This is a genomic window from Pannonibacter sp. (assembly GCF_051860505.1).
In the GTDB taxonomy this organism is placed as follows: Bacteria; Pseudomonadota; Alphaproteobacteria; order Rhizobiales; family Stappiaceae; genus Pannonibacter.
Genome location: NZ_JBHYDX010000002.1, coordinates 213836 through 234096, shown reverse-complemented (window position 1 = coordinate 234096; position 20261 = coordinate 213836). Strand labels below are relative to the sequence as shown.

Below are 20261 nucleotides of genomic sequence, written 5' to 3'. Positions count from 1 at the left end.
AGCAACGGGTGTTGCGGGTCGGACATGCCGAAATGAGCTCTGAAAGCCTATCGCCTGATCTCTGCGACCTCAGCATCCACCATCACGCCTTCACGGCGGCCGGAGGACAGGAAGATGATGCCTGCCGCTTCGAGCGCCCTGCGTACCTGATCGCGGGTGCCTTCATGCACGCGCAGATCGTTGACCGACTCCAAACGCTTGAGCGCGGTCAGGGATACGAGGGCCTTGTCAGCGAGCGTCTCCTGGTTCCAGCCGAGTAACGCGCGTGCGGCCCGTGTCTGTCGGGCGGTGATCATGCATGATCACCTCCACAGACATCAGTACGTACGCCACGAAAACGACTATTATAGTCGGGATATGGGCAAATAGCGACCCGGAATCGTCGTTTGAGATTTTTGAAAGGCGCCAGAAAAGGCGACTGATTCGGTCGCCGGGAAAGGCGTGTTCATGCTGGCGGATGTCAGCGGCGAAAGCCTGTGGCGGCTTTCGCATGGCCTTAGCCCCTCACGGGGCGAAAGGGTCCAACTCATCGACAATGGTGTCGTCCTCGCCGTCATACTCGCAGGCGGGCATCACGCCCATGGTGCCGTCCCCGGCGCGGAAGATGACGATGGAGACCATGAGGGTGGCGGCCAGGCTGAAGGCGAAAGCGTGAGCATCTGCGAAGGACATTGTTCCGGCTCCTGTCTTGGAGGCGGAGGACCATCCCCCGCTCGACAGGCGCCCGAAGTGTTTGTCTCCGGGTTGCGATCACCTCGCAGGCGAAGCCGTAGAGGCCGCACGCTCGCGTAGCGGACCCTTCATGGGTTGAGGGCAATAGCCCTGAGATAAACCAAGGAATTGCGTCTTTGAGAGCGGGGTTGGGGCTTCGACCACAGGAGCTGGTGATGTTCTTTGCTCACGCTGAAGCCAGTGTTCAGCCCTCAGCGCCCAATACTCGATCGTCGTTCTGCACCGGAGACTGGGACGGGTGATCCCCGCCGCTGCTTTGACCGGCCGTGCCATACGATGAGCGCCAGACCTTCGCTGAGAGGGTTAGGACCGCGCGCAGTCGCGCTTTTTCGAGGATCATTTTGGTATGACGGGCGGCTTGCGACCCTTTCCACGGCGGGTGTCAGTCTGGCGGAGCCGTGGTGAGCGGAAGTCGATAGCTTTCGCAGTGCTGGCCTGATGACCTTGCGTTATCCGCGATCTGCCGAGAACAGGAAAGAAGCCCGGCGGCTTGAGCCGCCGGGCTTCGGGCTCCGGCTCAGAACGGGATGTCATCGTCGTCGCTGAACTTGCCGTCGTTGCTCTCGGTCTGCTTGGCCCGGCTGAGGAAATCCACCGTCTCGGCGATGATCTCGCAGCCGTAGCGATCGTTTCCCTGCTGGTCGGTCCATTTGGTGTAGTGGATGCGGCCGCGAACCAGAACCTTCATGCCCTTCTCGCAATATTGCTGGATCGTCTTGCCGAGGCCGTTGAAGGCGGTGATGCGGTGCCATTCGGTATCCTGAACCCGATAGCCGTTTTCGTCCCGGACCACCTTGCCTTCGGAGTAGCGGGGGCGCGAGGTGGCCAGCGTGAAGTGGGTGATGCTGGTGCCGCCCTGGGTGGTGCGGGTTTCGGGCTCCTGACCGATATTGCCGGCGAGAATGACGATGTTCTGCATTTGATGTCTCCGTTGCTTCAGCCCGAGGGGCCGTCCCTCCGACGAGACCCGGCCAAGACCGTCGGGAGACGACTGCACCGAAGCGAATGCGCAGGGCGAACCCCGAAGAATAGGGGTGGTGCGGGCAGGCGCTTCGGCGCCAACTCGGCCCGGTTCGCAGGGGTTGCTGGCGGAAACTGAACGGGCTTAGGGGATCAATCAGTCGGAGGGATAAGTCCTGCGGCAAAGCCAATCGGGGCGATCTGCGGAACCTTCGTCCTTGCCGACATCCACCATCGAGACACGACACCGGAACTGCGGCGCCTTCGGCAACGGGATGTCATTCACCCTCACGCGCCCCGCGCTTCGCCTTCATGAAGAGCCGGGCTATCCGGGACGGTAGAAGGGTATCAGGGAGAAGGTGAAAGGCACCGTATTCCCTTCAATCGCTCTTTGACGACGCCTGTACGCGAGAAGGAATGCGGTTCTCTGCCCCGTCCATCAAGGCACAAGGAATTGACCAGCAGCATAACGATCTTGTCTGCTTCGATGGTCGACTACGACGGATGACGTTCAGCTTCCGGGCAAGACCAAGAGCGACAAACGCCGTTGATCTGACGCTGCAATCTTCGTTTCAGAGGAGGAGTCGGGATGCTTGATCGCGTTTGCCGCCGTGGCATTTTCCATGGAAACGGCGAATCGTGGTCGCCGCCTCAGCGCGAGAGGACGGCCGATCCGAGGGCGTTGAGATTGAGCATCGCCGCAATGCCGATGAAGAGACCTCCAATGCCGCCGAGTAGGTTGAGCGCGATGGTCGAATCGATGGCGTTTTTCGTGACGCCATAAACGAGCGCATATCCCGCGATAGCGGCCGGCACGGCGAAGATGGCGAGCGCGATGAGCCGCAAAGCCGGGTTCTTTGCAAAGCCCAGAACGGCGATGACCAGGCCGACCGAAAGCAATGCCGCACCGATGGCGGCCAGGCCGGACATCAGGAAACCGGCGCCGGTTCCATAGACATACTGGAATGCCGTCAGTCCCACCATGAACGGCAAGGCATAGATGGCGAAATTATAAGCGATGACGCAAAGCGCAATCGACAAAGAGATGGCGAGCAGGATCAGGGTCATGGAAGCCTCCACAGCAAGGGTTGTGGGTCACGACAGGCTGCCAGAGGTACGTTCCGCCTGCGACTATGCTACTTCGCCGGTTCTGCAAGGATGCTTTATGAGAGCCAGAATATGGCTCAGTCAAGTAATGGCGGCTGAAACAGCCGCCGAGCGGCGGCGCTTACGCGCCGCCGTCGAACTTCATGACCGGGATGCCGAGCTTGCGGGCCTTGTCACTGAGGTTCTCCTGAATCCCGGTGCCCGGGAAGACGAGAACGCCGACCGGCAGGACATCCAGTATGGCGTCGTTGCGCTTGAAGGGCGCGGACTTGGCGTGCTTCGTCCAGTCGGGTTTGAAGGCAACCTGCGGGACCTTGCGGGTGTCGGCCCATTTCGCCGCGATCAACTCGGCGCCCTTCGGCGATCCACCGTGCAGCAGCACCATATCGGGATGCTTGGCATGGACCTGATCGAGCTTGGCCCAGATCAGGTGGTGATCGTTGAAGTCGAGACCGCCGGTGAAGGCGACCTTGGGACCGGCGGGGAGCATCACCTCGGTTTCCGCCCGACGTTTGGCGGCGAGGAAGTCCCTGGAGTCGATCATCGCCGAGGTCAGGTTGCGGTGGTTGACCATCGACCCTGAGCGCGGCCGCCAGGCCGATCCGGTGTGGCGCTCGAACTGTTCGGCGGCGATATCGCGGAAGAGTTCCATGCTGTTGCGCCGCTCGATGAAGGTCTGCCCCTCGGCTGTCAGACGTTCCAGCTCGACCGACTTCACCTCCGAGCCGTCCTGTTCGCGCTGGCCGCGACGTTGAGCCTGCTCGTTATCGTCCAGGTCGCGCTCGATCCGGGCGGTGGCGCGGTGGAAGAGATTGACGGTCGACCACAGCAGTTCGTCGAGGTCGGGTTCGAGGCGGGTATCACTGAGCGTGACGATCAAGGCGTCGAAGATGTCTGCGACGGCGCCAGCGACGGCATTGCCTTCGGGAAGCGGCCTTGGGTCGGGTTCATCCTCGAACGGACGGTAGCCGTAGAGCTGGAGTTCGCTGAGGAGGTGATCGGTAGGGGATGAGGTGTGCGGCGGTTCGAAACCTGCGTCATCGTATTCGGTCATCATGGTGTTCGCCTTTGTCGGATCGACCGCGCCCATCGCGGCCTTCGCAGGCGACGAAAGCTGTCGGGCGGCCTGGACCTGCACCCGCAGCAAAGCGGAGGGCCAAGCCTCAAGCGCTGGATGGCGTAGCCCGGCTATTTTGCCTCGCGATGCAAAGCGCCCATAGGGTGCGGCGGAAAATAGCCGGGCGCAGCCATTGCCGGTCAGGGCCGTTTGACGGCTCGATCGCCCTCTCAGAAGGCCGTGGGCGGCGGCCTCTCCGACACATCAGGACAACACCATCACCGCATATGGCAGGTTTGGGCTGCTGTGCGCCTCATTTCCGACGTGACCGATGCCGCCTCACGCCGCGAGAAACCGGCTGACGTCTTCAGGCAGGATCTGAACCCGCAAGGCCGCCCGTAGTGCATCGATGCCGAACTGGCGCAGATCCTCATTGAAGTCCCCGAGCACTGGCGACAGGACAACCGCCTCGATCCCGACGCCTCTCGCCCGTTCGATCAGGCTGTCGCGCGCACCATCCCCCGCCGGATCGGCATCGCGCACGATGTAAAGCCGCCGCAGCGTTGCCGGGAACCGGATGGCGGCGAGGTGCGCCGCAGAGAGCGCCGCCATCATTGGCATATGGGGCAGACCCGAGCGGGCCGACAGCACGGTCTCGATCCCTTCGCCTGCCGCGAGGACATCCTGCGCCACACCGAAGCGGACACCGTGCCCCAGGAGATTGCCCATCGCTCGCCTCGGGGTTGCGACGGGGGCTTTGTCGCTTCCATCGGGCAGGAGCCAGGTGCGATGCGCGCCGGTCTGGACGCCGTCAAGGTCGGTGACGGCAGCGATCATCGCGGGCCAGGTTTCGGTGGGATCATGCCTCTCGGGGCGATAATAGCAGCGCGGGTGGAACCGGAGGGCTCCGGTTTCGTGCAATGTCGTAATCGCACGTTTGCGTAGATGCGTTTCCACGACTGTCCCCGTAATCGGCTGCGCCATGGCGAACAGACGCCGTGCTGCCTCCGGTGATCCTGCCAGCGCTCTTTCGGGGCGGGATCGGGGAAGCGGATCAGGCTCCGGCCTTGGCAGGCTGAGGAAAGAACGGGCTTCGTCAGCGACGTCCTTGAAATCGACGAGGCCGCAACTCTCGCGAATGACGTCGAGTAGGTCGCCGTGTTCAGCGGTGGCCGCATCGGTCCATTTTCCCGCAGCACCTTTGCCGGTTTCCGGTCCCGTCAGGCGCACGAACATCGAGCGACCAGGGCTGTTTTGCACATCACCTACCAGCCAGTAGCGGCCTTCACGATGGCCGTTCGACAGATAGTGCTTGCACACTGCCTCGGCCTGTCGGTCGAGACGGATTGCGAGTTGGGCGGTGTCACGGCGAGCCATCTATGCCGCCTCCCGTTCACCAATGCGCTGGACGGGATAGCGCTCCAGCACTTTGGCCAGGATGGCGGGGCCGGAAGCATCGGTCGGAATGAACATCCTGAGCTTCCACGAGATAATTTCGTGGAAGAGGCCGTAGGCGCGGAGGCGGTCGCGCATCGTGTCGGTGAAGCCCGACAATTCGATGCGGTTGGCGCCCATGACGCGGCTGCGCCGAAGCTGAAGTCCTTCGGTCAGGTCGAGGATGGTCTTGCCGTCCATCAACGCCATGAAGGCGTCATCCGGCGTCAGCGTCGATGTGCCGGTAGCCATCGCACTGGCAACCCAGGCGGGCGCAACACGGCGGCCTACGATGCGCTCGCCGTCATCGGTCTGGAGCCGGTAAACCCGCGTCGAGTCATTCGGCAGGCGTTTCCAGATCGGCAGCAACAGGCCGCTGACGACATGGATGGTGCTGTCGACGAACTCCGGCACCTCGGCGACCTCGGCATTCCACGCCGACGTGAACGCAGTCTGGTCAGCCTCGACCCAATGGGTCTCGTCCATCATCTTTATGGGGACGTTGTGCGCTTCCATCGGCCGGATCAGCCGGATGCGCCGCTCGATTTCGCCATCGTCGAGCATGACGCTGGTGGTCGGGACCTGCACGGCGGCGCGGCCTGACCGCTCATTGATGAGCAGCTTCGCCCGAGGATTGGCAAGCTGATCGAGGGCCTCGGCAAGCGTGATCGGCCGGTTGCGCTCGCGCTGCGTGATGGTCAGCAGCCGGGCCTCCGCCCCGGTGCCGGGATGGACATGGATGGTCTGGCGGTCGGTGACGACGAACGATTCCGCCCGCAGCGTTTCGAGTCCGACATCGTAGTTGCCCGAGGCGATGGCGCCCTCAATCTTGGCATTGAGAAGCTGCTCGAAGGCCGTGAACAGCACGCCCTGCAATTCGATGGTGAGCGCCAGCAGCCGATTGAGGAAGGTGGTGATCGGCGGCAACTCGTCCTTGATGCCGGTATCGTCCATCAGTTTGAGACCGGTCGCATCCTCGAACATCTGGAGCGAACAGCCTTCGATCTTGCCGCGCACCAGCAGGAGATAAAGCTGTCGCAGCGCATCACGCGCATAGTGCGATTCCAGATTGTCCTCCGGCCGGAACAGGCCCTGACCGCCGGTCTGACGCTGGCCGCGCGTGATCGCGCCCAGCGTGTCGAGACGGCGGGCGATGGTCGAGAGGAAGCGCTTTTCCGCTTTCACATTGGTCGAAATCGGCCGGAACAGGGGCGGTTGTTTCTGGTTGGTGCGGTTGGTGCGGCCCAGCCCCTGAATGGCGGCGTCAGCCTTCCAGCCCGGTTCCAGCAGGTAGTGAACGCGCAGCCGCTGGTTCTTCGCGTTGAGATCGGCGTGATAGCTGCGGCCGGTGCCGCCTGCGTCAGAGAAGATCAGCACGCGCTTCATGTCGTCCATGAAGGCGGCCGTTTCCGCGAGATTGGCCGATCCGGAGCGGTTCTCGACAACCAGCCGGTCGATGCCACCGGGGCTGATCTTCCTCACGATCCTTCGGCTACGCCCCGTCACCTCGGCCACCACGTCCGTCCCGAAGCGCTGGACGATCTGGTCGAGCGCGCCCGGAACGGGAGGCAGCGAGGCGAGTTTCTCGATCAGCCGGTCGCGGCGCGCGACGGCCTCGCGGCTTTCGACCGGCTGGCCGTCACGATAGACGGGACGCGACGAGAGATTGCCCTCGTCGTCGGTGAACGGCTCGTAGAGCTGCACCGGGAAGGAATGGGCGAGGTAGTCCAGGACGTATTCCCTGGGGGTGATATCGACGCGGACGTCGTTCCATTCCTCGGCGGGAAGCTCGGCCAGCCGGCGTTCCATCAGCGCCTCGCCGGTGGAAACGATCTGGATCACGGCGGCATGGCCGTCTGCCAGATCGCGGTCGATGGCGGCGATCAGGGTCGGGGTTTTCATGCTGGTGAGCAGATGACCGAAGAAGCGCTGCTTGGCTGACTCGAAGGCGGAACGCGCGGCGGCCTTGGCCTGCCGGTTCAGCGTGGCGGAGCCGCCATCGCCGCCGCCGGTGATGTTGGCGGCCTGAAACGCGGCGTCGAGATTGTTATGGATGACCGAAAACGCCCCGGCATAGGCGTCATAGATGCGGGTCTGTTCCGGCGTGAGTTGGTGTTCGACCAGTTCGTATTCGACGCCATCATAGGAGAGCGACCGCGCTGTATAGAGCCCGAGCGCCCGAAGATCGCGGGCCAGCACCTCCATCGCTGCGACGCCACCCGCTTCGATGGCCTCGACGAATTCTGCGCGCGTCGAGAACGGGAAATCCTCACCGCCCCAGAGGCCGAGCCGCTGGGCGTAGGCGAGGTTGTGAACTGTGGTCGCGCCTGTGGCCGAGACATAGACGACCCGGGCGTTCGGCAGGGCGTGTTGGAGCCGCAGGCCGGCGCGACCTTGCTGCGAGGCGGCAACATCGCCGCGTTCCCCTTTGCCGCCGGCGGCGTTCTGCATGGCATGGCTTTCGTCGAAGATGATCACTCCATCGAAGTCGGAGCCCAACCATTCGACGATCTGCCTGACGCGGGAAACCTTCTCGCCGCGCTCATCGGACCGGAGCGTGGAATAGGTGGTGAACAGGACGCCTTCAGGGAGGCGAATGTCCTTGCCCTGCGGGAAACGCGACAGCGGCGTGACCAGCAGCCGCTCCATGCCGAGCGCCGACCAGTCGCGCTGCGCGTCTTCGAGTAACTTGTCGGATTTGGAGATCCAGACGGCCTTGCGCCGACCCTGCATCCAGTTGTCGAGGATGATCCCGGCTGACTGGCGGCCTTTGCCAGCGCCGGTGCCGTCTCCGAGCATGAAGCCGCGACGGAAGCGGACGGCGTTCGGCGCATCATCAGGTGCAGCCGAGACGACATCGAAGGTCTCGTCCAGCGTCCATGATCCGGCAAGGAAGTCCGAATGGGCATCTCCGGCATAGATGACGGTTTCCAACTGCGCGTCGGACAGCAGGCCGTCGGTGACGACGTTGGCAGGCAACTGCGGCCGGTAGCTCGGCTTCGGCGGTGCGACGCTAGCCATGGCGGCCGATTGCACCAGTTTCGTTGGATGGGCCGCAGAGCCGGGAATACGGATCGCCTGCAATCCGTATTCTTCATAGATCGCATCGGTGATCCGGCCGTTCTCGGCAGGCGTCCAGTCCACGGTCTCATAGGCGAGTTCCACACCCTCGAGTTCCGTGGCGGTGCGGACGGGGGAGGATGCGGCGGCGTGGGCGAGGTAGCCGCGAACGATGCGCGGTACTGCGGACGGTGCAGTGACGGGAACCGAGATCGCAGGATCGACCGGCATCCGTGCTGGAACATGCGCGCCGATCCAGCCGATCAGCGTGGCGACATCGGGTGCAATCCCCGGCGATGCCGGAAACGCCGACGGATCATCGGCGGGCAGCTTGTCGATGACGGTCAGTCGGGTGTCGATGGTCGTGCCATGTTTGGCATAGACCGAACCGTCGATGGACGCCGTAAACACCACGCGGCCGTGTTCCTGAAGCCGGATAAAAGCGTCCCGCCAGGCCGGCATATCGGGTGCGAAGCTCGATCCGGTGATCGTCACCAGCCGCCCGCCATCGGCCAGACGCGCCAGCGCCGAGGCGACATGGCGATAGGCGGCGTCGGCCATCCGGCCGGAAACATTCGCCATGACCGAGAATGGCGGGTTCATCAGCACCACGGTCGGCACGGTGCCAGGCGCGAGGTGATCGTGAATCTGGGCCGCGTCGAAGCGGGTGACGGAAATGGCTGGAAAGAGGTGGGACAGCAGATCGGCGCGAGTCTCCGCCAACTCGTTCAGCATGAGCGAACCTCCGGCGATCTCGGCCAGGATGGCGAGGAGGCCGGTTCCAGCCGAAGGTTCCAGAACGCGGTCGGCGGCGGTGATGGCGGCGGCCGTCGCGGCGATCAGCCCGAGCGGGATCGGCGTCGAGAACTGCTGGAAGGCCTGGCTCTCTTCCGAACGGCGCGTGTGGGTGGGCAGAAATCCGGCGATCTTCGCTAACAGGGGCAGGCTGGCCGCCTGAGACCCGGCTTTACGGAAAAGCGCTTTGCCGTATCTGCGCAGGAACAGCACGGTTGCCGCCTCGCAGGCTTCATAGGCGGTCTTCCAGTCCCACGCGCCCGTGGCGTCGGACGCGCCAAAGGCGGTTTCCATCGCGCCGCGCAGAGTGGCGGCATCAATGCGCTGGCCGCGTTCGAGATGAGGAAGAAGCAGAAGTGCTGCCTGGTGAACAGCGACGGCCGTATCGACTGCGGCAGAAATCGGCGCAGCCGGAAGGGTCGCGGCGGAAGCATATGTCATGGGAGGAACCTCGGGAGAGCGGGAACGGATCGAGCCGCGCAGCGCTCTCTCTCGACCGCACTGGCTCAAACCCCTCCCGGCCTTCCTCTTCCTCTCGATGCGGGTTGTTCACGATGACGTCCCGGCGTTCAGCCAACACGTCGGCCCGACGCCGTGAAGGTGTAGTCGTTCGCGACGATGGTCTCGTCGACGACGGCATCCGAAGTCTGGTGTTCGTATTCACGTTCGAGCTGGCGGTAGAGCCAGCGGGCCAGATCGCGTAGCGCCTCGATCACGGCCTCCTCGGCATCTTCGGTCATGTCCTGCCAGGTCAGACTGTCGCGCTCGACTGAGATCGACATGCAGTATTCGTGGTAATAATGACCGCGATGGCTGGTCTCGCCGTGAAGCTGGTAGAAATTTCGCCGCTGGATCGCCTGCAAGGTATCGGCGATCCGATGAAGCTCGGCATCCTGCGGCGCGTGCGCCTTGATCTTGCGGGGCGCATCCTTCTCATAGGAATAGAAGGCCTCGAAGCAGGCGCCATCGCCTTGGCTCCAGAAGCCTCGGAACCAGATGCTTGGCTTCTGGAGTGTCCCGCCGCCGTAAAGGCGATCCGGCCTGGTCTTGAGGCGAACGCCGAGGGTTTCGCAGATCGTCTCGAAATCCTCATAGACGAACTCGTGCCAGTCGACGTCGGTTGCGCTTTCGCAATACCATGCGCGAGCGCTGTCCTTTGCCGAGTCGGACAGCTCATTCAGGCGATAGACGGTCGTTTCGATGATCTCAGGCATCGGGATCACCTCCATCGAGGATCTCGGCAAGCCAGCCATCGGTATAGGTCCAGGCGATGGTCTCGCCGGTGGCGAGGTCGAGAGCGTGCGCACCTCCGCCGAAGGCGTTGACGCGCGCCTTCGAGCAGGTGTTGGCGTATTGGAAGCCCCAGCGGCCAGTCAGACTGAATTCGGCAGCACAGATTTTGACGAACTGGATCAGGCGCTCGGGATCGCCGGTAACGTCATCGCGCAGCCAGAGCTGCGTGCCACCATGCTCGGGCTGGATCGACAGCAGGAAACCATCTGAGGGCGGGTCTTCCGACGCGCCTTCCTCGGACAGGGTGTTGTAGAGATCGAGTGCGCGGGCGGCGTTGTCGGGCGTACCGACATCGAGCAGGCACGAAAAGTGGGTGAAGTAGTCGGCCATGAGGAGGCTTTCGGAGAGCAGGAACGGGCCGAACCGGGAGTGCTCTCTCGACTCCAACCGGCTCAAACCCGCCCCGGCCTTCCTCTTCCTCTCAAGGTGCTGCGGCCGCTGCCCCGGACCTCCCGGAACAAAAAAGCCCGACACTCCTGCGGGGAGGTCGGGCCAGATTGAGGTGATTATGGGGGTGGTCAGGCGGCAATCCGGCCTTCAACGACATCGGCACCGACCTCATCGGCGCTGACGTCCTCCAGACGGGCATTGCCGTGTCTGTTCCCGGCCAGCCACAGCTCGGCGGCCTCACGGCTTTCGGCAAGGTGCAGCAGCTCGCTGTTTCCCCCGAAATCCTGAAGCACGCGCACCATGCCGATGGCGGGACGCTCGGCGATCTCGAAGGTCAGATCGCTATCGAGCGAATGGGTGCGCATGATGGTCACGAGGATCACGCTGCGGCTGGAGAAATTGCCTTCATGCAGGGTGATGGACGCCGGAGAGGAATAGGTCGGGCGCTCGCGCGCCGGTTCCTTCCTCACCAGCCGGCCGACGCCATTGCGGCGCTCCCAGGCCGCGAGCTTCTTCGTAAAGCGGGCCGGTGGCTTCGGGGCGTGGTCGGTGTAGCGGATCAATGCCCCGAGCGGCGCGGTGTCGTGGATGATATGTGCGGACATGAAAGAGGTCTCAGTGAAACGAGAAAGGCCCGACGGATGCCGGGCCTGATGGATCGAAGGTGCGGAAAGAAACGGGGCGACCGGAACCGCCCCGTCGGTGAGGATTATTCGGCGGCGATCAGATGGGCCGCATCAACCTCGGCATGGATTTCTTCCTCGTCGTCATCGGCGAGGAAGTCCGGCAGCGCCTCAATGTAGCCCTGCGCGCCCGCATCGTCCGTGGCCTGACCCGGCTCGAACAGACGCAGCGGCTCGGGCAACCAGCCGGTATCGGCCAGCAGGCGTTCGGCCTCCTTGGCCATGTCGCCCTTCTTCAGATGCTCGATGAGCGAGGCCGCCCGTTCGCCAGCGCCTTCACGCACGGCTTCGAGGATGCGGGACTTGGTGACGCGGCCGAGATAGTTCTCGACCGTCGGCCGCCATTCGGCGTTCTCCACCATGTCGAGACCCGTGGCACGCGCCAGCCGGTCGGCCTGGGACAGGCGCTGGTCCAGCCCATGCTGCGAGAGGCCGCTGCCGCTGAACGGATTCGGCTTCTCGTAGAGGGCGTTCATCCCATAGGCGACGCAATGGGCGAGCAAGGCCATGCGGCTGGCGTCGTCGAGTGCGGCGATCCAGTCCCATAGGGCGTTGTCGTCGGTCGGAAGATCGGCCTTCCAGTCCTCATAGCGCGCGGTAATGGCCTTGGCGGACGGGCTGTCTTTCAGGTCCGTTCCCTGGGCCGAGAAGAAGTGGTGACGAACAGTGACTTCCAGGCACCCGCTCGGTGCGGAATAGTGGTAGCGCTCCATCACCAACCGATGCAGCAACGCCGTCATGGCGACGTGAGGGTTGTTCGCCAGCGCATCGTGCAGCGCCAGCGTCCGATGCGCCGTCAGTTCCGAGACCAGCCGTTCGGGCAGCGGCTTGATCGCGCTATCTTCCTCTTCTTCTTCCGGTTCGGCCGCCTGACCGCCGACGGTGATGACCGCCCGCTGCACGGCCGGGATCGAAGAGGCAGGCCCATCCGTTGCGGCGCCTTCGCCATCGTCCTCACCGTCCTCCACGACCAGCGGGGCTTCGTCCTCGGGATGGACATAGCCGCGATCCACCCACAGACGGCCTTCACGATTGATGCTGACGAACACGCCCGCGCGACCGATCTCGGCCGGATCGTAGGTTACGGGTCGATCCTCGAAGGCGGCGAGCGCGGTTTCGATCTCGCTGACTCGTTCGTCCACCTCGTCGGGATATTCCTCGGCTTCGGCGTATTCGGCTTCCAGCGCCTCGTATTCCGCCGTGAGGGCATCAACCGTCGCCTGTTCCTCATCGGTCAGGGGCGTGGTCGCGCCGATCAGCCGGCGCAGGCCATGACCGTGGCCGTAAGGCGTCTCGATCCTGGCATCGACCCACTTCCAGCCTTCCGCGCCGATCGCCTCGGCTTCCGCCTTCAGCTTGTCGTCCGTGAGCTGATCGAGCAGGCCGGCATCCTGCAGCCAGCCGCCATCGTCGGACTGGAACAGGTCGTTCAGCACGATGCCGCCGGCGGCCTCATAGTCGGCGAGACCGACGAACTGCGCCCGCTTGTCGGAAGCGCGCACCGTGGTCTCGGTCAACATGCGTCGGATCTGGTGGGGCTCCTTCGACCACGAATCCTTGATCGCGTCCCAGACCTGTTCCTGACGGGCATGGTCGGGTTTGATGGTGAAGGCCATGAGCTGTTCCAGCGTCACGCCGTCGTCGGCGTAGAGGTCGAGCAGCGAGGGGGCGACGGATGCCAGACGCAGGCGCTGCTTCACCACGTTCACCGAGACGAAGAAGGCCGCGGCGATGTCTTCCTCGGACATGCCCTTGAGGCGCATATCCTGGAACGCACGGTACTGATCGAGGGGATGAAGCGGCGCGCGCTGGATGTTCTCGGCCAGGCTATCGTCCTCGGCGAGGATGTCGGCGCCGGCTTCGCGCACGACACAGGGCACGAGCGCGGTCTTCGCCAGACGCTTGGCCTTCACCAGCAGGTCGAGCGCCCGGTAACGACGCCCGCCTGCGGGGATTTCGAACATGCCGGTCTCATTGCCGTCGGCATCGACGATGGGCCGGACATTGAGGCCTTGAAGCAGGCCGCGCCGGGCGATGTCCTGCGACAGTTCCTCAATCGACACGCCGGCCTTGACCTTGCGGACATTGGACTGGCTGAGGATCAGCTTGTTGAAGGGGATGTCGCGCGAGGACGACAGGGTGAGTTTCTGAACGGTGGTGGCCATCGGGGTAATCTCCGCGACGGGCGCCGAGAGCCTCTCTCTCGACCTCAAACCCGTCACGAAATCCCCACACTCCTCTCCCTCTCATGCCCTCGGCAGCCACAGGGCAATGTCGCGGAGCAACTGCTCGGTCATTTCGACCCCGTGTTCATAGAAAGCGGCCTGCGATGTGCAAGCGGCGAGCACGACCATGCGGTGGCTCCGGTGAAAGGGCGATGAACGGCTCAAGCGCCGGATCGCTCGGCCGGAAGCCGAGATCCTGAGCCGCCGCCAAGGCTTTCACCAGATCGTGCCGAATCTCGCGCCGGCATCGATCGTCGCTCCAGCCGTGCGTCTGCAAGATCGATTTGAGGGACAGCTCGATCGCGTTGCCCAGGCATTGCAACACGACTTGACCGGCGAGACGTTCGGGCATCGAGGTCGCGTGGCGCGCTCCGGCGGCGAAGCCAAGCGCATTGTTGAGGAGGTGCTGAACTGGCGGGCGAGCGGCCATCATGCTGCCTCCCGCTGATCGTCTTCCGCGGCGACGAGGTCCGGCGAGAAACCGAGGAGATAGTCCGCAGCCTTGCTCGCCTGCGCGGCAGCGCGCACGATCGCTCGGTTGTCCTCGCGCAGCACCTCCAGCCAGGAGCCGATATAATCGGCGTGACGCACGGTCGGTGCGATGCCGAGAGAGGCGCAGCAGAAGGCAGCGTTTATCTCGGCGATTAGCTCCTCGAAGGCGTACTTCTTCGAGCCGAAGGAGCCGGTCAGATCACGATTGAGCCGCGAATGGTGGCCACTGGCATGTCCAAGTTCGTGTAGCGCCGTCCGGTGCCAGTTGATCGGCTCAAAGTAGGCTTGTGGCGGCGGCACCTGCACATAATCGTGGGCCGGGACGTAGAAGGCACGGCTGCCGCCGATGCGGAGGTCGATGCCGGTCGCCTTTATCAGGGCTTCGACCCTGGGTTCGATCAAACCCGGCAGAGACGGCGGCGCGACGGCGGAAATATCTTCTGTAAGACCGTCGCACTGCGCCGCATTGAATACCGTGAAGCGCTTCAAGAACGGGATCGCCTGGGCTTCCTCGCCAGCGTGGCGCGCGCGCTTCTTCTCATCGTCCGGCACAAAGCGGTCGGCGTAGACGACGGTGGTGCCGTGCTCGCCCTTCCTGACATTGCCGCCGAGAGACAGCGCTTGGCGAAACGTCAGCCAGCCCTGCCCGGGAAAGCCGTGTTCGATCACCGCGCCCCAGAGGATCAGGACGTTGATCCCCGAATATTGGCGGCCGGTGGCGGCATTCTTCGGCATGGCGAGCGGCGCCTTCGCCGCCGCGGTGCCCCAGGGCTGGACCCAGGGTACGCGCCCGACCTCCAGCTCGCCGATGATCTTGTTGGTGATGTTGTCGTAGAGGCTCGATCTGTCCGAGCCGGTGCGAGCGCGAGTGGTGTTTTTGGACATCGCGGTTCTCCGCGACGGGCGCCAGAAGCCTCTCTCCCGACCTTCAACCCGTCACAGAACCCGGTCCGCACTCTCACTCTAGCGGGGCGTTGCGGGGCCGCCGACCCCGCAGAAGGGGTCGATCGAGACGAGAGACTCGGACGCAGGGGAAGGCTTTCCCCTCCACCGACCTCGGCAGGTATCCAATTCATTTCAGCTTCTGGCCGAACAGAGGCATGGCGAGATACTGGCGTTAGATACGTTTATGGTATTCTTTGAACGATTTGAGTTGCTGGATGCAGATTGCTCTCAGTCAATCAGATATTCTAACCTGCTGGAGGGCAATTGTGGACTTCGAAGATCTGGTCACGGCGCTTTCGCCGCCGCCCAACCGCATCGGAAAATCCGACGGCGAGCATGAACACCATCTTTATGAAGGCGCGGTGATGGTCGCCTATGCCATGCACCTGTTGCGAACGCAGGATACCCACCACGTCCGCGTCCATCCCGATGGTGAACATGGCAAACAATTCGACTTCTCGGGTTGGCTGGTCCGGCGAGGCTTCACCAAGATTTCGAGCATCGGCAGCACCAGCTACGGCGGCGCATATCGGAACGCTGCGGGCCAGGAGATCACCGTCAATCCCAAGTCGGGTCTGGGGGATGTGGTTGCGGAGGTCGGCAATCAAGTCATCTCCGCCGAATGCAAAGGCGGGATCATCAATACCAGGCATTCAGGTCAGGTGTCCCGGCTCTATAAGGGCCTATGCGAGACGGTCGGCATGCTGATGGCGACACCATCACAAGGGCGTCAGGTTGCCGTCGTACCTTTCACGGAAGGCACCTTGCGCCTAGCGGAACGACTGGCGCCCCGCTGCTCGGTGGCCGGCATCGAGATCGCGCTGGTCGGCAGCCGTGGCGAGGTCATGGACGTGAAGTCGACGCGGGACGCGGAGCGTGCTGCAGGAACAAATGACGCGGCGGACAAGGGTCGCGAAAGTCGAAAGAGGGATGGCTGATGAGAAAGGTGCTGACGATCGGCGTGACCTATACCGGTGACGCGATCGAGGGAGTGGATATCGAAAATTTGGGTCTGTGCCAGCCAGGCGCGGATCGCGAGCGTGCCGCGTATCCCCTCTATGAATATGACACAATCATCATCAACCCGGAGAGCTACACGCATTTCCTGTTCGGCAGGGCCGGCGAGTTCTCGAACGAGCCCAACGAACTGGGCCAGCTGAAGCGTCAGAACGACAGCTACGACATCGACGCCGCCTTTGACGCTGAGGACCGGCAGAAAGAAATGGAGGTGGCGATTGCCGACGGCGCCACCGTCGTTTGGTGCCTGTCCGAACCTAAACGGATGAACTTCTTCGGCTATCGCGAGACGCATCTCGGCTATGTTGCGCCGAAGATCGCCAGCTTCGTGAAGCGCTCGGGTCTTCTCGTGAAGAAGGGGCGGCGGATGGGCAGCGTCGATCCCGACAGCCCATTTACCCGCTACTTCGACGAGTTGTCTAAAGCAGGCGGCTGGACCCTGTGCCTGTCCGATCCGACCGACGGGTTCGGCGCGATCGCGACGACGCCGGAAGGCTATAGTCTGGGTGGCAGGGTGACGCTCGGGACCACGACGGGTTGGCTGCTGGCAGCACCGACATCGCCGGAGGCTGCCAACCAGCTCGTTCGCGACAGCCTGGCTGTGGAAAAGGCCGATCCCGCGCACGAGAAATACCATGGCATCTTCCTGAGCCACACGGGCGTCGACAAACCCTTCGTTCGCCAGCTTCGCAAGGATCTCATGGCGCATGGCGTGCCGCGTGTATGGCTGGACGAGGCCGAAATCGACATTGGAGATTCGCTCATCGCCAAGATTGAGGAGGGCATGAAGCTCAGCCGGTACATCGCGGTGGTGTTGTCGAAGAAGTCGATCGGCGCGCCCTGGGTAAAAAAGGAGCTCGACGTGGCGATGAATAGGGAGATCGCCAGCGGCGAGGTCGTGGTGCTCCCGCTGCTCTACGAGGAGTGCGATCTGCCTGAATTCCTAAAGGGCAAGCTCTACGCCGACTTTTCAAAGTCCGAGGACTATGAGGCGGTCCTAAGTAAGCTCCTGCGACGTCTTCGGATCGCCTGATGAGCGGAGCCGCGACCGGCCCGAGCGTGGCCCTGCTAGACGCGATAGCCGAGCTGTGGCGGCTTCGACCACCGGGACCCGACAATATCCTCGCACATCCGGCATTCGTGCGTCTGCGCGAGGCGTGCCGCGCCGACCAATCTGGGGCCGGGACGATCGGGTTTGCCTTTGCGCTTTCAACGGCGCTGCGGACACTGGGCATGCCGTGCTCGCTGCCCGATGACATGGACGCTCTCGCCATGCCGTCCGACCTGGCGGCCGATGCGCTCACCGCAGCGCTGCGCGCCACGCACGCAAGGCGTCTGCATCTCGCTCCGCTTGATCTCGCTGATGAACTGCCGCCGCTGGTGTTCGGTTCGGCCCGGGTGTGTCGGCTGACGCCGGACGAGTTGCGGGCGCTCGTCGATGAGCGACGGTTGAAGCGCTTGTATCCGAGCCAGGAATTCGACGCTGGGCGGTTTTCGCAATTCCACTGGCTCGTCGTTGAGGAGGTTGTGGCGCTCGCGGACGAGCCCGGGACACGAGCCGTTCCGGTGTTCGGCATGGATTTCAGCCAAGACCTGGGGCGAATTGAACCACATAAAGGGCGTTTCCCGAACGCCTTCGAGGAAGCGCTGTTCTTCCTCCTGCTGGCGCCCTGGGAGAGCTGGTCGACCATGCCGGAATTTGACTGGCGCGGGTTCCGCGTACCGTGGGTCTACACCGTTGATAGCGACCTTTTCGTGCGTCCGGGTGCGCCGCCTTCACCCGACACGCTGTGTTGGGAGGACCGCATCTATGATGATGGCTATGGCGGGACCTATGAGCAAGAGCGGCCGCTTGAGCTGCGGCTCGACGACAACGCCGCGGCCGAGCTGAGCGTTTGGGACCAGAGTCGGTGGGAGATTCTCGACTGGGCGAAGCAGTCGGTTCTGTTCGAGACGCCAATCGCCCACTTCCTTGTCCGCGCCTTCTTGGCTGAGGGCGTAGACGAGTTCCTGGCACACATCACGACAATTGAGGCCGGGCTCGGCTTGCGTGCCGATTATCAAAACAGTTTCCGTGTCGCCCCTGATCGCCACAAAAAAATGCGCGCGACGAACCGGATGCGAGGGCGCATTGCGGGCCTGCTCGGTGACCGTCTCTATGCCGACCAGTATGAGCAGCTTTTCAATATAAGAAGCGCTTTCCTGCATGGTCGCGCCATGACCGACATCTCGACGCAGGAGCGTATGATGGCCCGTTCGCTGGCGCGTCAGGTCGTCGAGGCGCTGGTCCTCGCTACCCGCGCCGGCACGGTCTCATCGCGAGAAGACTTTCTAGATGATCTTCTCGATAAGGGCGCTCCGCTGATCTAGCGCCGCGCGAGGGCGCACTGGACCGCCGATTGCAAACTGTCAGAAAACTGCGTATATTTCTGACAGGAGATTGACTATGCAGCGCTTGACCGAACGGATTCTCGAATATGCGAGGCGGCTGCCCGAGGGCATGCCCGTCGCGGCAAAGGGTTTGCTTCATCTCGGCAATCGCGCCGCGGTGGATCAGGCATTGTCGCGTCTGTCCGAGCGGGGGCAGCTGATGAGAGCTGGGCGCGGGGTTTATCTTCTCCCGGTCACGAGCCGGTTCGGCACCAGGGCCCCTTCGGTCGAACTGGCGGTCGAGGCGCTAGCGGCTCAGCGCGGCGAAGTCATCGTTCCGAGCGGTGCCGCTGCCGCCAATACCCTTGGTCTCACGACCCAGGTGCCGATCCGGTCGGTGTATCTGACGTCCGGTCGTACTCGGAAAATGAACCTCGGCAAGCAGGTAGTTGAGCTTCGCCACGCTCCGCGCTGGCAACTGGCTATGGCCGAGCGACCGGCCGGTGAGGCGGTGCGAGCGCTGGCCTGGCTTGGCCCAGACAAGGCCGAGGCAGCTCTGAACACGTTGAAGCGGAAGCTATCGCCAGCGGCCTTCAGCGAGTTGGTCGCGGCGGCGCCGCAGCTTCCGTCTTGGCTCGCGCGCAGCGTAGGGAGGGCCGCGCATGGCTGACGCCTTTCTCCACCTTTCGGTCGCGGATCGCCGCGAGGCGATGAGCGTCGCGGCCGATCGCTCTGGTCGACCGGCACACCTCCTCGAGAAGGATGCGTGGGTGGTTTGGGCGCTTGCCGTGCTTTACGGATCGCCGCTCGGCGAGCACTTAGTGTTCAAGGGCGGCACTTCCCTGTCCAAAGCCTATGGGGTCATCCGGCGGTTCTCCGAGGACGTCGATCTGACCTATGACATTCGAACGATCGCCCCCGACCTCGTGGGCGACGATGGCGAGGCGTTGCCGAAGACCCGCAGCGAGGAGAAACGCTGGTCGAGTGAAGTGCGCAAGCGGTTGCCGAACTGGGTGGGTGGCACCGTTCAGCGTATCATCGCCGACGCGCTGGCCGCAGAGTCCCTTGAGGCCACCATCCGCGCCGAAGGCGAAAAATTGTTCATTGATTACGCGGCAACGACGGCTGGCTCCGGCTATGTCGCCCCAAGCGTGATGCTTGAGTTCGGCGCGCGATCGACGGGCGAGCCGGCCAGTTTGCGCGACGTGGTCTGCGACGCTTCTGGCTTGATCGAGGGGGTCGTCTTCCCGACCGCCAGGCCGCGTGTGATGCATGCGGAGCGCACCTTCTGGGAGAAGGTGACGGCTATCCACGTCTTTTGTCGGCAGGAGCGCCTGCGCGGTGATCGCTTCGCGCGGCATTGGCATGACGTGGTTCGACTGGACGAAGCCGGCTTCGCAACCGCTGCTTTCGCTGATCGCGAACTGGCCGACGCCGTCGCACGCCACAAGACGATGTTCTTCGCCGAAAAGGCGCCGGATCGATCGCTGATCGATTACTCAGCTGCCGTTAATGGCAAGCTGCAGCTCGTACCGGTCGGTGATGGCGCGAAGGCTTTGGAAGAAGATTACGCCCGCATGGTCGAGGATGGTCTCCTTCTGGAGGATGCCGAGCCTTTCTCTGCACTCATGGAGCGTTGCGCCGACATCGCTGAGCGCGCCAATGGCACGACAAGATAAGAAAAAATGCTGAGGGGGCGAC

General features: G+C 63.4%; 18 protein-coding genes. 5 read left to right on the top strand and 13 right to left on the bottom strand.

Going from position 1 to position 20261, the window contains the following annotated elements; genetic code table 11:
• Nucleotides 1-47 precede the first annotated feature (47 nt).
• From ACTIFE_RS02410 to ACTIFE_RS02350, 13 genes are all read right to left on the bottom strand, one after another.
• Nucleotides 48-296 carry a hypothetical protein gene (locus tag ACTIFE_RS02410; protein ID WP_439527568.1) on the bottom strand — a complete coding sequence of 83 codons (249 nt, stop codon included), beginning with the start codon at nucleotides 294-296 and terminating at the stop codon, nucleotides 48-50.
• 208 nt (nucleotides 297-504) lie between these two features.
• On the bottom strand, nucleotides 505-672 hold the full coding sequence (locus tag ACTIFE_RS02405; RefSeq protein ID WP_439527567.1) for a hypothetical protein: 168 nt from the start codon (nucleotides 670-672) through the stop codon (nucleotides 505-507).
• Between the two features lie 577 nt (nucleotides 673-1249).
• Nucleotides 1250-1651 (bottom strand): single-stranded DNA-binding protein, encoded by a 402-nt coding sequence (locus tag ACTIFE_RS02400; protein WP_439527566.1) that lies wholly within the window; start codon nucleotides 1649-1651, stop codon nucleotides 1250-1252.
• A 692-nt stretch (nucleotides 1652-2343) separates the two neighbouring features.
• Nucleotides 2344-2760 carry a hypothetical protein gene (locus ACTIFE_RS02395; RefSeq protein ID WP_439527565.1) on the bottom strand — a complete coding sequence of 139 codons (417 nt, stop codon included), beginning with the start codon at nucleotides 2758-2760 and terminating at the stop codon, nucleotides 2344-2346.
• Nucleotides 2761-2920: 160 nt separating this feature from the next.
• Complete coding sequence (locus ACTIFE_RS02390) at nucleotides 2921-3856, bottom strand: DUF2493 domain-containing protein (RefSeq protein ID WP_439527621.1); 936 nt, start codon at nucleotides 3854-3856, stop codon at nucleotides 2921-2923.
• Nucleotides 3857-4195: 339 nt separating this feature from the next.
• Complete coding sequence (locus ACTIFE_RS02385) at nucleotides 4196-5233, bottom strand: DUF7146 domain-containing protein (RefSeq protein ID WP_439527564.1); 1038 nt, start codon at nucleotides 5231-5233, stop codon at nucleotides 4196-4198.
• Nucleotides 5234-9586, bottom strand: a complete 4353-nt coding sequence (locus ACTIFE_RS02380) for a strawberry notch-like NTP hydrolase domain-containing protein (RefSeq protein ID WP_439527563.1) — start codon at nucleotides 9584-9586, stop codon at nucleotides 5234-5236.
• Nucleotides 9587-9714: 128 nt separating this feature from the next.
• On the bottom strand, nucleotides 9715-10359 hold the full coding sequence (locus ACTIFE_RS02375) for an antitoxin of toxin-antitoxin stability system (protein ID WP_439527562.1): 645 nt from the start codon (nucleotides 10357-10359) through the stop codon (nucleotides 9715-9717).
• Nucleotides 10352-10768 carry a hypothetical protein gene (locus ACTIFE_RS02370; protein WP_439527561.1) on the bottom strand — a complete coding sequence of 139 codons (417 nt, stop codon included), beginning with the start codon at nucleotides 10766-10768 and terminating at the stop codon, nucleotides 10352-10354. Before ACTIFE_RS02370 ends, ACTIFE_RS02375 begins: the two co-directional genes overlap by 8 nt.
• A 188-nt stretch (nucleotides 10769-10956) precedes the next feature.
• The gene (locus ACTIFE_RS02365; RefSeq protein ID WP_439527560.1) at nucleotides 10957-11433 is read right to left on the bottom strand and encodes a hypothetical protein; all 477 of its coding nucleotides are present in this window, start codon (nucleotides 11431-11433) and stop codon (nucleotides 10957-10959) included.
• A gap of 104 nt (nucleotides 11434-11537) precedes the next feature.
• Nucleotides 11538-13676 (bottom strand): ParB/RepB/Spo0J family partition protein, encoded by a 2139-nt coding sequence (locus ACTIFE_RS02360; RefSeq protein ID WP_439527559.1) that lies wholly within the window; start codon nucleotides 13674-13676, stop codon nucleotides 11538-11540.
• Nucleotides 13677-13821: 145 nt separating this feature from the next.
• Nucleotides 13822-14169 carry a hypothetical protein gene (locus ACTIFE_RS02355; RefSeq protein WP_439527558.1) on the bottom strand — a complete coding sequence of 116 codons (348 nt, stop codon included), beginning with the start codon at nucleotides 14167-14169 and terminating at the stop codon, nucleotides 13822-13824.
• Nucleotides 14166-15113, bottom strand: a complete 948-nt coding sequence (locus tag ACTIFE_RS02350) for an ArdC family protein (protein ID WP_439527557.1) — start codon at nucleotides 15111-15113, stop codon at nucleotides 14166-14168. Before ACTIFE_RS02350 ends, ACTIFE_RS02355 begins: the two co-directional genes overlap by 4 nt.
• Before the next feature lie 275 nt (nucleotides 15114-15388).
• Between ACTIFE_RS02350 and ACTIFE_RS02345 the strand changes: the two genes are divergently transcribed.
• The 5 genes from ACTIFE_RS02345 to ACTIFE_RS02325 all read left to right on the top strand — a co-directional run bounded on the left by ACTIFE_RS02345 (nucleotide 15389) and on the right by ACTIFE_RS02325 (nucleotide 20239).
• A complete protein-coding gene (locus ACTIFE_RS02345) occupies nucleotides 15389-16111 on the top strand; it encodes a hypothetical protein (protein ID WP_439527556.1) in 723 nt (240 codons plus the stop codon).
• Complete coding sequence (locus ACTIFE_RS02340; RefSeq protein ID WP_439527555.1) at nucleotides 16111-17223, top strand: toll/interleukin-1 receptor domain-containing protein; 1113 nt, start codon at nucleotides 16111-16113, stop codon at nucleotides 17221-17223. Before ACTIFE_RS02345 ends, ACTIFE_RS02340 begins: the two co-directional genes overlap by 1 nt.
• On the top strand, nucleotides 17223-18560 hold the full coding sequence (locus tag ACTIFE_RS02335) for a hypothetical protein (RefSeq protein WP_439527554.1): 1338 nt from the start codon (nucleotides 17223-17225) through the stop codon (nucleotides 18558-18560). The genes ACTIFE_RS02340 and ACTIFE_RS02335 overlap by 1 nt, the downstream gene beginning before the upstream one ends.
• 76 nt (nucleotides 18561-18636) lie before the next feature.
• Nucleotides 18637-19230, top strand: coding sequence for a DUF6088 family protein (locus tag ACTIFE_RS02330; protein ID WP_439527553.1), 594 nt, complete (start codon nucleotides 18637-18639; stop codon nucleotides 19228-19230).
• Nucleotides 19223-20239 carry a nucleotidyl transferase AbiEii/AbiGii toxin family protein gene (locus ACTIFE_RS02325; protein ID WP_439527552.1) on the top strand — a complete coding sequence of 339 codons (1017 nt, stop codon included), beginning with the start codon at nucleotides 19223-19225 and terminating at the stop codon, nucleotides 20237-20239. Before ACTIFE_RS02330 ends, ACTIFE_RS02325 begins: the two co-directional genes overlap by 8 nt.
• Nucleotides 20240-20261 lie beyond the last annotated feature (22 nt).